Here is a 13815-nt window from a genome sequence, read left to right as displayed (position 1 = left end):
TTCCCTCAAACCTGTCGGCTCGGAGCGGCGTCACTACTTCCAAAATACAACCCAGTCAATCAAATAGTTAAGGCATTTTTTACTAATAATTGTTTATATTATTTAAACACGCTTAACACATCTTTGGGTATATTTATATCAACCAATTCCTGCAACCTTAAATTTATCACTATGGCGACTTTATCACTTAAAAAACCTGCAGATATCCACATCAAGGTTACTGCCTGTAACAACTGCGATGACGTTCAGCTCACCTGGCGTACACTTGACAACATGAATACCGACAGCCCGGTAGAAGGCTGTTTAGGCTTTATGATTGAAAGACAAAGAAAAACTAAAAATAAGTGGGGAAAAACAGAGATCCTTCGTAACCGTGTTGGGTTTGACTCTGCTAACGTTGATCCTGAAAAACCTGAATCGCTCTCCCAACCATCTTCTATCTGGCCATTTCAACGATACGGTTGGACAGAACATGGTGCAAACAATAACGATAGCGTCCGTTATCGCGTTTCATGCCTGGGGAAGAAAGCAAATACAGTGCTTGGGAAGACCAAACTACAGGTAATTGCGAAATCTTCATGGACGGCTCAAATCGATGTAAACGCGGCCGCGGGTGATGATATCGAAGTTTATTTTAACCGGGGCGCGGTGATGTCGCAGTATGTGGCCAGAATAGCCCGCGAAAAAAAATGGACTGCTAATGATATTTCTAATAACGTTAGATTGATCCAGGAACCGTTACGGATCTTTTTATCCGGAGAATTACGGATTGTACTGCTCAAGCTACTGAATACTGTAATACAAGATCCGTTTCTGGATATTCATGCCGCACTCTTCGAATTGTCGGATACAGAACTGATAGATAAACTGAAACAAATAGGCCCAAGGGCGCACATCGTCCTGTCTGACGGTGCAAATACAAAAACAATTGATGGTCATACCGCTTTTGTCGATGAAAACGAAGATGTACGCGCTGATCTGAAGTTGGCGGGTGTAAACGTATCAGACAGATTGCTGGCTAAAGAAGGCCTGGGCCATAACAAAATACTGATCACCGTTGATAACCGTACGGATAAGGCAGTGTCTGCCTGGACTGGCAGCACCAATTGGTCGCCTACCGGGCTCTGCACTCAATTAAATAATGGCATCCTGTTAAAAGATGCTGCTGTAGCCGGTTTATATTACGATTATTGGAAAAAGCTAAAACAAGCCGGAAGCGCCTTTACATCAGACCTGGTGACTTTCAATGGCAATACTCCCAAAACTATCGGTAATGTAAGCGCATGGTTCACCAGAACGGAGAAGGCTGCTAAAAAAACTACCCCGGTTGATATCAAATACCTGCAGAATTTGGTTAATAATGCAAAAGAATCCATCCTTTATGTCATGTTTCAGCCCGGCGGTGAACCTTTGACAAGTATCGTAAAAAAGGCAGCACAAGATGGGATGTATATACGCGGTGTTGTGAGTACGGTAATTGCCAGCAATCGGGAAAACTTCAGGCTCCTGGACGAAACCAAGGACATGCCTTATACCACCAACCTGGTTCAGCCGGAAGGGGTCGGCAATGATTTTAGCTTTTGGGTTAGTGAAGTTACCCGGAACATATTTCTAAGCAAAATAGGCTTCGCAATTACACACGCCAAAATTATTGTTATAGATGCTTTTACTGATAACCCGATTGTTGTTACCGGCTCTCACAACTTCTCATCAAGCGCCAGCCAAGCAAATGACGAAAATTTTGTTGTAATTACAGGAAATAAAGCGCTGGCAAAACATTACGCGGTTGCCTGTATATCTACATACGCTCATTATCGCTGGCGTGCTTATTTGCATGACATGGAAGCTGCCGGCAAAAAGCCATGGAGCCAGCTTAACAGCGATCCAACATGGCAAAGCAGTTATCTGCAAAACGCCCGGACACTGAGAGAACTTCAGGAATGGTGCTAAACCAATAAAGGCTTCCTGTTTTAGCAGGGAGCCTTTATTATAAATATTTCAGTCAAATCTACACCACCATCAAATCCACAAATTCATTAACCGGGGTGTTCACCAGCTTATCGAAATCCAATGCAGTATTTAAAATATTTTGCTGCTGTTTTTCGGCAAAGATCCTGGCCAGGTTAATTTTAAATTTATCCAGCAGTTTAGGTATACCTTCTTCACGGCGGCGTTTATGGCCTATTGGATATTCAACCACTACCTCGTCCAGTATAGTTCCGTCATTCAGTTCAACTGTCAGGGCATTAGAAATTGAGCGTTTTTCTGGGTCGAGGTAATCTTTGGTAAACTGCGGGTCTTCCACACAAGTCATTTTATCGCGGAGTATGTCAATACGGATATCTGCGGCAACATTATCTTCATAGTCGGCAGCGGTAAGCCTACCGAATATCAGCGGCACCGCAATCATGTATTGGATACAATGATCCCTGTCTGCAGGGTTATTTAAAGGCCCTTTTTTATCGATGATACGTATAGCGGCCTCATGGGTACGGATGGTAATCCTTTTGATATCATCAGCAACTTTACCGATCTCTTTCAATTTGCCGTGCAATGTCATTGCCGCTTCAACCGCGGTTTGCGAGTGAAATTCGGCAGGGAACGAGATCTTAAACAGGATATGCTCCATTACATAAGAACCATAATCGCGCTGAAACTTAAACTCATTTCCCTTGAATGACACGTCATAAAAACCCCATGTTTTGGCAGTAAGTACCGATGGATATCCCATTTCGCCTGTTTGGGCTATTAAGGCCAAGCGTACAGCTCTTGATGTAGCATCGCCGGCTGCCCATGATTTGCGGCTGCCCGTATTAGGCGAATGGCGATAAGTACGTAAAGCCTGCCCATCAACAAAGGCCAACGATACCGCGTTTATCAACTCATCGCGGGTTAAGCCAATCAGCCTGCCAACTACCGCTACAGAAGCCACTTTCACTAAAAACACGTGATCCAGGCCTACTTTATTAAATGAGTTTTCAAGCGCCAGCACACCCTGTATTTCGTGCGCCCGCACCATGGCGTCAAGCACATCTTTCATCAGCAACGCGGGCTTACCTTCAGCAACTAATGTGCGGGACAGCCAATCGGCAACAGCTAAAATACCGCCCAGGTTATCTGAGGGGTGCCCCCACTCTGCCGCCAGCCAGGTATCGTTAAAATCCAGCCAGCGCACAATCGCGCCTATATTAAATGCGGCCTGGATAGGATCAAGCTGAAATGATGTTCCGGGAACTTTAGCGCCGTTGGGCACTATTGTACCTTTAACTATTGGGCCCAACAACTTGGTGCAGGCCGGGTAAGTTAAAGCTTCAAATCCGCAGCCCAAAGTATCCAGCAGGCAATAGTGTGCTGTTTTCCAGGCCAGGTCACTTTTAATTTCATAGTTTAACACATAATCTACTATATCGGTTAATACTTTATCTGGTTGTGGTCGTTCGTTTGAGATATGGGCTGACATGAATTTATTTTAGATTTTTGGTTATTAAAGATTTCTATTGGCGGTTAACATCTTTTATCCAGCGGGACAAATTCCTTATTATCCGGTCCGATATAATTAGCGCTTGGGCGGATAATCTTGCCATCTTGCCGTTGTTCAATGATATGGGCGCTCCATCCTGTGATACGAGATATCACAAAAAGCGGTGTGAACATTAAGGTAGGTACCCCCATCAGGTGATAGGAAACAGCAGAGAACCAATCGAGGTTGGGGAACATCTTCTTTTCGTTCCACATCAGGGTTTCCAGGCGCTCGGCAATGTTAAACAGCAGCATATCACCCGACTCTTCCGACAGGCTTTTTGCTACTTTTTTGATCACCACATTTCGTGGGTCGGATATGGTATATACCGGGTGGCCGAAACCAATAATCACCTCCTTATTGGCTAAGCGCTTGCGGATATCTTCTTCGGCCTCATCCGGCGAATTATAACGGCTCTGGATATCAAAAGCCACCTCATTTGCGCCACCATGTTTAGGCCCTCGCAAAGCACCAATTGCGCCCGTAACGGCCGAATAAATATCCGAACCCGTACCTGCAATTACCCTGCTGGTGAAAGTAGAAGCGTTAAACTCATGCTCGGCATATAGGTTTAAAGAGATCTGCATGGCCCGTTCCCATGAAGCTGAAGGCTTACGGCCGTGCAATAAATGAAGAAAATGCGCGCCAATACTATCGTCATCGGTTTCCACCTCAATGCTTTTGCCGTTATGAGCATAATGGTACCAGTATAACAAAGCCGAACTGAAGCAGGCTAACAGCTTATCTGCGATATCTCTCGCTCCGGAAACATTGTGGTCATCTTTTTCGGGCTGAATGCTCCCGATAGCCGATACGGTTGAGCGCATAACATCCATAGGATGCGCCGCCGCCGGAATCTGCTGCAGAATATTCTTTACCGAGTTAGGCAATCCCCGCATTGATTTCAGCTTAGTTTTATAGTTGGCCAGTTGCGGTTTACTGGGCAACGAACCATAAATGAGCAGGTAAGCTACCTCCTCAAACTCTGCCTGGTCGGCAAGGTCAAGAATATTGTATCCCCGGTAATGCAGGTCATTACCGCTTTTTCCTACACTGCACAAGGCAGTATTTCCGGCAATAACTCCCGAAAGAGCCACGCTCTTTTTAGGTTTGAACGTATTTTCAGTATTACTTTCCATCCTGGTTCTTCTTAAAAAGGTCGTCTAATTTTTGCTCATAAGCATGGTACCCTATGCTTTTATATAACTCTTCGCGGGTTTGCATCGTGTTCAGTACATTTTTCTGGGTGCCATCCTTACGGATATGCTGATAAACATTCTGCGCGGCCTTATTTGCTGCCCTAAATGCCGAAAGCGGGTAAAGCACCAGCTCCACACCTGCCTCTCCGAGCTCTTCAACCGTATACATCGGGATCATACCGAACTCGGTGATGTTGGCCAGTACTGGGATACCGGTTGCTTCCACAAACTTCCGGTAATAATTTAGGTCGGGAACGGCCTCAGCAAAAATGAAATCGGCACCGGCTTCTTTGTAAGCAACCGCCCGCTCCAGGGTTTTCTCTAATCCCTCGTTGGCAAAGGCATCGGTGCGGGCACCTATTACAAAATGCTCATCTGTACGGGCGTCTGCCGCAGCTTTTAAACGGTCAACCATTTCATCTTTACTTACTACTTCCTTACCGGGGCGATGTCCGCAGCGTTTGGCCCCTACCTGGTCTTCAATATGCAAAGCAGCTGCACCTGCTTTAATTAGAGACTTAACAGTACGGGCAACATTAAACGCGGATGGTCCAAAGCCGGTGTCAACATCTACCAAAAGTGGCAGGTCGCACACATTGGTGATCCTTTGAATGTCGATGAGGACATCCTCAAGGGTTGTGATTCCCAGATCTGGAATACCCAAGGATCCTGCGGCTACGCCGCCGCCTGATAAATAAATAGCGTTAAAGCCGGCTTGTTGTGCCAGCAATGCGTGATTGGCATTTATTGCGCCAACTATTTGTAGTGGTTTTTCATTTCGCAAGGCCTCACGAAATTTCTGGCCCGGCGATTTAGGGTTATTTGGTTGCATCGTAAACTTTTTAGAAAAGTACGTTTGTTAAAGCCCCTTTAATTGGAAAAGGAACTATTGCCAAGTTAGAAAATAAATCCAAACAAATACCCTCCATCAACCGGCTTTAAAAACATCAGCATTATAAAAACGAGTCCGTTAAGCAACCCGGCGCAAAATTCTCCCGTAACTAATAGTGATTACAATGCTTTAGAAAGGTTTATCCCTATTCCGAAAAGCATTAAATATTATTTTAATGAAGCACAAAACACTGGTCATTTTAACTCCCGGCTTTCCCGAACATAAAGGCGATAGTACCTGCATCCCCCCGCAGCAGGTTTTTGTAAAAGCCTTACAGGAAGAACGTCCGGAATTAAATATAGTAGTGCTCACTTTTCAATATCCTTTTTTTAGCGGCGAATATCTGTGGCATGATATAAGGGTTATAGCGTTTGGCAATCCAAGCAACAGCAGGATTATCCGCCGATTTACCGGGATCAAAGTGCTCAGGGTTCTGCATAAGCTTCACAAGGAAACCCAGATCATCGGCATGTTAAGTTTCTGGCTTGGCAAATGTGCTTACATCGGTAATATATTTGCCCGCAGGTATGGGCTCAAGCATTACACCTGGCTGTTGGGACAGGATGCAAAAGTTGATAACAAGTATTTCGCGAAAACAAAACCAACTGCAGATAGATTAATTGCTTTGTCTGATTTCCTGGTACGTGAGTTCAGCAAAAACTACGGCATGACACCGGCACATGTAATACCGGTTGGTATTGATGTAACCCGCTTTAAAGAATCCTATATCGAACGGAATATTGATATTATTGGAGCAGGCTCATTAATCCCATTAAAACAATACAATGTGTTTTTAGAAGTAATTGCTTCGCTGAAAATAGCTATCCCCGGCCTAAAAGCGGTAATTATTGGCGATGGTACCGAAATGAAGCGTCTAATGGAAATGACAGCAGCGCTTGACCTGACAAATAACATTTCCTTTGTTGGCAGATTGCCTCACGACGAGGTATTACAATGGATGCAACGCGCCAGGGCATTTGTGCACACCTCTAATTATGAAGGTTTCGGTGCGGTTTGCCTGGAAGCGTTATACGCCGGGGCACAGGTTGTAAGTTTTGTAAAACCGATGGATGCCGAGATCGAAAACTGGCGTATCGCTGCTGATAAAATGGAAATGGTTAATATGCTCAAAAGTTTACTAACTAACTCGGATGCCGGCTATCAAAGCATTTTACCTTTCGCAATACAACAAAACGCGAAAGCAATGATGCAGTTATTTGAGTCAAACGAAGCAACTAACGTGAGGGTTCAGCCTGCGGAAACTTCAAAACTAAATCACCAACTATATATTTGAGCGACCGTTTTAAATGCAAAACATTCATTGCCGTTGGTTTTAACCAACGGTACAAAGACTGAAAAGCTCTGGCTTTAGCCTAATTACACATGTGGATTTGGGCTAAAGCCCGCTTGTTACCATTCATTATTCCGTTGGTTAAAACCAACGGCAATGAAGCATTGCTTAATGAATAATCTTTCATCAAATTTAAAGACGCATGTGATGCGTCTCTACGTGAAACTTTCAAATAAAATCTAATATCCTTTAGATCATCATTATAAATTGATATTATAAGAGTTCTTATTCTCACACATCACAAAAGTGCTGTGCGTACTCCCGATGCTGGTAACCGAACCCAGTTTATTAAATACAAAATCCTGGTAGTGTTTCATATCCCTCGCGTAAACTTTCAGCAAGAAATCGAAATCACCGGAAATATTATAGCATTCTACTACTTCTTTAAGCTTCAGGATATCGGTCACAAAGCTATGCCCTATGCTTTTATCGTGTTGTTTAAGCTTTATATTGCAGAAAACTATTAAACCATAGTTAAGCTTTTCGGCATCAATCAGGGCTATGTATTTTTTGATGTAACCGTTTGCTTTCAGTCGTTTTACCCTTTCAAAAACCGGCGTTGGCGAAAGGTTTACTTTGGCCGCCAGTTCTTTTATGGTTAGTTCCGAATCGTCGCCCAGCAACTTGAGCAATTGTATATCTGTATCGTCCAGTTCTTCCATAGAATATTTTTCTTTTATCACTAAGATTACAACCTTCAAATAGTTCAATAATCTTAAATAAAAACCAAATGTAGATTTTTAAACCTATTTAAATACCATTAATTAGTTATTAAATCTTACTTATTAGCTTTGTTCAGAATTTAATCCTATAACAAGGGGTAAATCACAACAAAAGTTCTTTACTTTCTCTACCGGAAAAGGTTGTCCTATAAGCTATGGGAAATTAAAAGGGAACCGTGTGCAAATCACGGGCTGTCGCGCAACTGTAAATAACAAGAAAGTTTCGGCCTGCAATGTCCACTGACCACCAAACAGCGGTTGGGAAGGACGGCGGAAATGTTATAAGCCAGGATACCTGCCCTTTTCGGAAAGACGATGCTTTCGCGAAATAAAGCAAATGGTCTTACCTGATGGTTTTCAATAGCCGGCAATAGCCTGCCCGAACGCCTTAGTATGCCCTGTTTTTTCGTGAAGCGCTGTAAAGTTTGTAAAAACACTTTCAACTGTTTTCTAACTAAAATCTTTAAAGAAATGCTAACGCAAAACCTCGGTTATCCGCGAATAGGTAGCCAAAGACAACTCAAAAAAGCCTGCGAACAATTCTGGGCAGGTAAAATCGACCTGAAAGAATTAAAGGAAGTTGCCCGTAAAATCAAAGAAGAAAACTGGCAAACCCAGCTGGATGCCGGTATCGACCTGATCCCCTGCAACGATTTTAGCTTTTACGACCAGGTATTAGACACCAGCCTGATGCTGGGCGTTATTCCTCAGCGTTATTCGCCTGTACTATCCCAGGTAAAAGCCAACAGCGAAATTGACCTTTATTTTGCCATGGCCCGTGGTTATCAAAAAGATGGTCTTGATATTACCGCCATGGAAATGACCAAATGGCTGGATACAAACTATCATTACATCGTTCCTGAGTTTACCACTAATCAGGAGTTCAGCATTTTTCATGAAAACATTTTTGGCGAGTACAACAGCGCCAAACAACAACTGGGGCAAAAAGCCAAGCCCGTATTAGTTGGCCCGGTAAGTTACCTGCTGCTGGGCAAAGAGAAAGAAGCAGGCTTTGAGCGTGTTGACCTGATCAAAAAATTAGTCCCTGTTTATATCGAGATCATTAACCGCCTGAAACAACAGGGGGCGGAATGGATTCAGCTTGATGAGCCGTGCCTGGCGCTTGATTTGTCGAAAAAAGAAAAAGAGGCATTTGAATTTGCTTACCGCTCAATTGCCAACAGGGTAAGCGGCGTTAAGTTACTAGTAGCAACTTATTTTGAAGCTTTACTGGATAACACCCAACTGGCCGTTAATCTTCCTGTAGCCGCACTGCATATCGACCTTGTACGCGCTCCGGAGCAACTGGACGAAGTTCTTGCGCTGATCCCTGCTCACCTTAAACTTTCGCTTGGCCTGGTTGACGGGCGCAATGTCTGGAAAAATGATTATGAAAAATCGCTAAGCCTGTTCAGTAAAGCGGTTGAAAAGTTAGGGACCGACAGGGTGATTATAGCTCCGTCATGCTCACTGCTGCATAGCCCGATAGACCTTGACCTGGAAACGGCCATCGACCCTGAAATCAAAAACTGGATGGCATTTGCCAAACAAAAGCTAAATGAGATAAGTGAACTGAAGCAGATAACTGAAGGGAATAACGATTTGCTTGAAGTTAATAGAAAAGCGATCGCCAGCAGAAGATCATCACAAAAAGTGCATAAGCAAGCAGTGAAAGAGCGTGTGGCGGCTATTACCGCAGCTGATGCTACCCGCCAAAGCGCTTTCCAGGTACGCCAGCAATTGCAGCGTGAGCGTTTCAATTTACCATCCTTCCCTACAACTACCATTGGTTCTTTCCCTCAAACGGATGATATCCGCCAGCTACGAGCTAAATTCAAAAAAGGCGGCCTGACCACCGAACAATATGAAAAGGAAATAGAGCAGGCAACTATTGATGCTATCCGCTGGCAGGAAGAAATAGGGCTCGACGTCTTAGTACATGGCGAATTTGAGCGCAATGACATGGTTGAATATTTTGGCGAACAGCTTGATGGCTTCCTCTTTAATAAAAATGGATGGGTACAAAGCTATGGCAGCCGCTGCGTAAAACCACCGGTAATTTATGGCGATGTAAGTCGCCCGAAAGATATGACCGTACGTTGGAGCGCGTTTGCTGCTGCACAAACAGACAAACCAATGAAAGGTATGCTAACCGGCCCGGTAACTATTTTACAATGGTCGTTTGTACGTGATGATCAGTCAAGAGATATTACGACCAACCAGATCGCTTTAGCTATTCATGATGAAGTTTTGGCATTGGAAGCCGCAGGCATTGGCATTGTACAAATTGATGAGGCAGCCATTCGTGAGGGTTTGCCGTTGCGGAAAGCCAAACGTCCACATTACCTGGATTGGGCTGTTAACGCGTTCCGGATCACCGCCAGTGGCGTCCAGGACCAAACGCAGATCCACACGCATATGTGCTACAGCGAGTTTAATGATATCATTGAACATATCGCAGCGATGGATGCCGATGTAATCACGATTGAAACATCAAGGTCGCAAATGGAACTGTTACAGGCATTTGCCCATTTTGAATATCCAAACGAGATAGGCCCGGGTGTGTATGACATCCATTCGCCACGAGTACCCACAACCCAGGAAATGGCATCCCTGCTGGCCAAAGCAGCCGATCTGCTCCCGGCGCAACATCTATGGGTAAATCCCGATTGCGGCTTAAAAACCCGCAAATGGCCCGAAACCAAAGCCGCTTTAGAAAACATGGTGGCCGCAGCCAGACAGGCAAGGGAACAAATTAGCGTAGAAGCGTAATTAGTTAGCAGATGTTGCTTTAACTGAAATATTAAATCCTCTTTTGAGAGGGGCGCGGAGGAAAGAGCGTTGGCAGGGGTGTGTTTCTTCAATCGATAAGCAAAATGCAGACACACCCCTCCACCTCTCTCAAAAGGGGAATCGCACTTTCCCCCGCTTTTTATAAGAATTAAAAATGATTGTACATGTTACCCGCAGGGAACATTTTAATGCCGCGCACCGGATGTACCGGGAAGAATGGAGCGCCGAGCAAAACGAAGCGGTATTTGGTAAATGTGCCAACCCTAACTGGCATGGCCACAACTATAACCTTTTTGTAACGGTTAAGGGTGATATCAGTTACGAAAGCGGCTACCTCATTGATCTGAAACTGCTTAAAGCGATTATACAGGAATACGTGATCGAAAAACTCGACCATAAAAACCTGAACCTGGATGTTGATTTTATGAAAGGAAAAATGGCAACCACGGAATTACTCTGTGTCGAAATCTTCAATCAGCTGAAAACACCTGTAGAGTCAAATAAAGGCGTTTTCCTGCATTCGGTAAGACTGTATGAAACCGAAAATAATTCGGCGGAGTATTTTGGAGGGTAAATTGTTACACTGCTTAAGCAACAATGTTTCATACATTGTACCTGTAAATCATCTCACTATGTTATCCAGGATCAGGGCATTTTGTATTGGCATTCTGTTTTCAACCTCATCACTGTTTTCACTTGCGCAGCAGGTAAATTATCCCCCTGCAGATAAAGTCGCGTCGGATTTTAAGAAACTGCTGGAAAGGCCGCGGGTGCCATTAAACCCATCTTTTACCATAACTAAAACAGATTCTGTTATTATAGAGCATGGTTTTATTTACAGCGAAAAGAACAAGCCCGTCCCTATTCTGATCTACAAACCGGTTACAGGTGCCAAACCATACCCTGCTGTTATTTTTCTGCATGGCACGGGTGGCAAAAAAGAAGATAACAGGAAAATGCTTTACCAGCTTACCAAAAGAGGGATTATAGGCGTAGCCATTGATGCCCGCTTTCATGGTGAACGGATTGCCGGAGGAGCGCATGGCTCAAAAGAATATGCAGCCGCAGCTACCGCAGCCTGGGAAAACAAGGACAATGCCCATCAAACCCACCCGTTTTTGTTTGACACCGGTTTTGACCTTTGGCGGGTAACAGATTACTTAACCAGCCGACCAGATGTTGACGCCAACCGGATTGGCATGGGAGGTATATCTATGGGAGGTATTGAAACATGGCTTGCGGCATCGGTTGATAAGCGGATAAAAGTAGTGGTGCTGGATATCGCGGTGCAAAGCTTCAAATGGTCGTTAGAAAATGACAGATGGCAGGGACGCGCGGGTACCATTCAGGCTGCGCATTTGCAGGCCGCAAAAGATCTGGGCGATTCGGCTGTGAATAAACAAAATGTTAAAGCGGTATGGGATAAGCTGCTGCCGGGCATCACCGGCGAGTTTGATTGCCCCTCGATGATCAGGTTGATAGCTCCCCGCCCGATGTTGGTTCTTGGTACCGAGAACGACCAGAATTGCCCTCTGCCTGGTGCAGACATTGCCTATGCTTCTGCTCTGCAGGTTTACGCTGCAAAAAACGCGACCAATAAAATTAAACGGGACGTAACGCCGAAACTCCCACATACATCAACACCCGAACATTTTAAAATGACGCTGGATTGGTTTAGTAAGTGGCTGTAAGCTACTATTTCTTTGCTTAATCAATTTGTTCAAGCGGCAAATCACTTGCTGTGGTAGCACGCGTATAAAAATCTTTAACTAATGAGGTAAGATGCCGTTTTAAGCGTGTCTTTTCTTTTTTCAACGCCTCTACCAGTTGCTCGTTTTCGGCTTCCCCTGTTGCGAATAAAGCGATGGCAACTTCCTTATCGTGCCACTCGCCAATAATATCCTGCACCTCATCCAGATAAGCGATGTTAAAAGGTTGATTAAGCACCGGTTTAACCAGCTTATAATTATAAATGAGCATTTTTAACTGCTTGCGGCAGGCATGTAAAGCGGTATCCGCATAAGGCGGGGCAAGGCAAACAGCAAGCTGCTCCAATTGCTGTCTGTAATAAAAATCAATATGGATATCGCTGATTTTCGGGATAACTTTTTTGAGTTTGCGCCGGGCCCGGCGCAGGCGTTGCAGATGTTTACCTGCCTCCGAACGAAAATCATGAGCAGACTGCTTCATAAACTTGCGTTGCCCTTCCATCATTTCAGGCTGCGCGATTAAAAACTGCTTTGTTAATTCGAGATTGATATAGGCGTTCCTGATCTCTCCTGCCGCTTTAAATAATTTGCGCACCGGCTTTAACTCTTTTTCCAATTGCTTAACCGGCAAACCACTGTCTGCCAATATCAAAAAGGCCCGCAACTTCTTCACCTGTACCCTGAAACGGTGCAGGTCTTCCTGTTTGCCTTTTTTATCAAAAGCTTTCAGATGCGAACGCAGGTTTGTCCACTCATCTTTAAAGTATAAAAGTTCTTCTTTTAATTTCATGCCGGGGATCCTATCACAAATGTTTATTATACAAGATAAGGAAAAATAATTCAATTAGGCTTGGCTCGCTGACGGAAGCTCAGGATTCTTCGAAAGACGAGTATCACAACCGGAAAAAAGTAATTGAGTATGACCAATTCAGGAGCAGAAATGTCTGTTTAAAGTATAATATGGCCTAACTCATCGCCATAATATTCTGTTACAGGCAAATGCGATTGTAGCTTTACTAAAAATTAAAACCAAAAGCTATGAAAACTAATAAAAACAGACTGGCTACAGTCATCATTATCGCCATCCTTGCCATTTTTACACTGCCTGCATCATCTCAGGCACAACAGAAAATAAACGGTCGTACCGAATTACAACGTCATGACCTCAGCATTCCCAACCACGAAATGGTACAGATCCGTGTAGATATTGAAAAAGGTCAATCCTATCCACAGCACAAACACCCCGGCGAAGAAATTATTTATGTACTTGAAGGCGTGTTAGAATACCAGGTAGAGGGCAAACAACCGGCAACGCTTAAAGCTGGTGATGTTTTATTTATCCCCTACGGAACGGTGCATGCGGTAAAAAATGTGGGGGATACCAAAGCGGTTGAACTTGCTACTTATATTGTTGAAAAAGACAAGCCGCTCGTTACGCTTATAAAGTAAAACAGTTTTAAAGCTGAATAATAGGCGTCATTATAGGTCGGGAAAACCGAGACCTTTAAAGGTGAGATGACATTAGGTGTGGAGGGCATGTCATCCTGAGCCTGTCGAAGGACGCGCGCAGAGGCCCAACGCGCTATGCTTCGACTGGCTCAGCATGACCCCATTTTTTTATTATTTCAT

The 13815-nt window shown here is 44.2% G+C and carries 11 protein-coding genes and 1 riboswitch; of the genes, 6 read left to right on the top strand and 5 right to left on the bottom strand.

Going from position 1 to position 13815, the window contains the following annotated elements; genetic code table 11:
* Positions 1-171 precede the first annotated feature (171 nt).
* Positions 172-1950: a phospholipase D-like domain-containing protein gene (locus DUL71_RS04310; RefSeq protein WP_114936891.1), complete on the top strand. Its 1779-nt coding sequence runs from the start codon at positions 172-174 to the stop codon at positions 1948-1950.
* Positions 1951-2008: 58 nt separating this feature from the next.
* On the opposite strand, the gene DUL71_RS04305 is transcribed toward DUL71_RS04310, so the two are convergent.
* Genes DUL71_RS04305 through prpB form a run of 3 tightly spaced genes read right to left on the bottom strand, consistent with a single transcriptional unit; the run spans position 2009 to position 5551 of the window.
* Complete coding sequence (locus DUL71_RS04305) at positions 2009-3460, bottom strand: bifunctional 2-methylcitrate dehydratase/aconitate hydratase (protein ID WP_114936890.1); 1452 nt, start codon at positions 3458-3460, stop codon at positions 2009-2011.
* Positions 3461-3504: 44 nt separating this feature from the next.
* Positions 3505-4659 (bottom strand): bifunctional 2-methylcitrate synthase/citrate synthase, encoded by a 1155-nt coding sequence (gene prpC / locus DUL71_RS04300; RefSeq protein ID WP_114936889.1) that lies wholly within the window; start codon positions 4657-4659, stop codon positions 3505-3507.
* Entirely contained in the window at positions 4649-5551 is a 903-nt protein-coding gene (gene prpB / locus DUL71_RS04295; RefSeq protein ID WP_114936888.1) for a methylisocitrate lyase, read from the bottom strand. Before prpB ends, prpC begins: the two co-directional genes overlap by 11 nt.
* A 235-nt stretch (positions 5552-5786) precedes the next feature.
* On the opposite strand from prpB, the gene DUL71_RS04290 reads away from it, so the two are divergent.
* Entirely contained in the window at positions 5787-6905 is a 1119-nt protein-coding gene (locus DUL71_RS04290; protein ID WP_114936887.1) for a glycosyltransferase family 4 protein, read from the top strand.
* A 257-nt stretch (positions 6906-7162) separates the two neighbouring features.
* Here the strand turns inward: DUL71_RS04290 and DUL71_RS04285 are convergent, their stop codons facing one another.
* Positions 7163-7624 carry an Lrp/AsnC family transcriptional regulator gene (locus DUL71_RS04285; RefSeq protein ID WP_114937468.1) on the bottom strand — a complete coding sequence of 154 codons (462 nt, stop codon included), beginning with the start codon at positions 7622-7624 and terminating at the stop codon, positions 7163-7165.
* Positions 7625-7805: 181 nt separating this feature from the next.
* A riboswitch (cobalamin riboswitch) is annotated at positions 7806-8001 on the top strand.
* Positions 8002-8155: 154 nt separating this feature from the next.
* Between DUL71_RS04285 and metE the strand changes: the two genes are divergently transcribed.
* The 3 genes from metE to DUL71_RS04270 all read left to right on the top strand — a co-directional run bounded on the left by metE (position 8156) and on the right by DUL71_RS04270 (position 12168).
* Positions 8156-10456, top strand: coding sequence for a 5-methyltetrahydropteroyltriglutamate--homocysteine S-methyltransferase (gene metE, locus DUL71_RS04280; protein ID WP_114936886.1), 2301 nt, complete (start codon positions 8156-8158; stop codon positions 10454-10456).
* Between the two features lie 178 nt (positions 10457-10634).
* The gene (locus DUL71_RS04275; protein WP_114937467.1) at positions 10635-11051 is read left to right on the top strand and encodes a 6-pyruvoyl trahydropterin synthase family protein; all 417 of its coding nucleotides are present in this window, start codon (positions 10635-10637) and stop codon (positions 11049-11051) included.
* Between the two features lie 58 nt (positions 11052-11109).
* The gene (locus tag DUL71_RS04270) at positions 11110-12168 is read left to right on the top strand and encodes an alpha/beta hydrolase family protein (protein WP_114936885.1); all 1059 of its coding nucleotides are present in this window, start codon (positions 11110-11112) and stop codon (positions 12166-12168) included.
* 16 nt (positions 12169-12184) lie between these two features.
* Here the strand turns inward: DUL71_RS04270 and DUL71_RS04265 are convergent, their stop codons facing one another.
* Positions 12185-12976, bottom strand: coding sequence for a CHAD domain-containing protein (locus tag DUL71_RS04265; protein WP_114936884.1), 792 nt, complete (start codon positions 12974-12976; stop codon positions 12185-12187).
* A 248-nt stretch (positions 12977-13224) separates the two neighbouring features.
* Here DUL71_RS04265 and DUL71_RS04260 point away from each other — a divergent pair, with 248 nt between their 5' ends.
* Complete coding sequence (locus DUL71_RS04260) at positions 13225-13635, top strand: cupin domain-containing protein (protein ID WP_114936883.1); 411 nt, start codon at positions 13225-13227, stop codon at positions 13633-13635.
* Positions 13636-13815: the final 180 nt, after the last annotated feature.

Source organism: Mucilaginibacter endophyticus, assembly GCF_003351025.1.
Lineage (GTDB): Bacteria > Bacteroidota > Bacteroidia > Sphingobacteriales > Sphingobacteriaceae > Mucilaginibacter > Mucilaginibacter endophyticus.
This window is presented reverse-complemented; position numbering and strand designations above follow the sequence as displayed.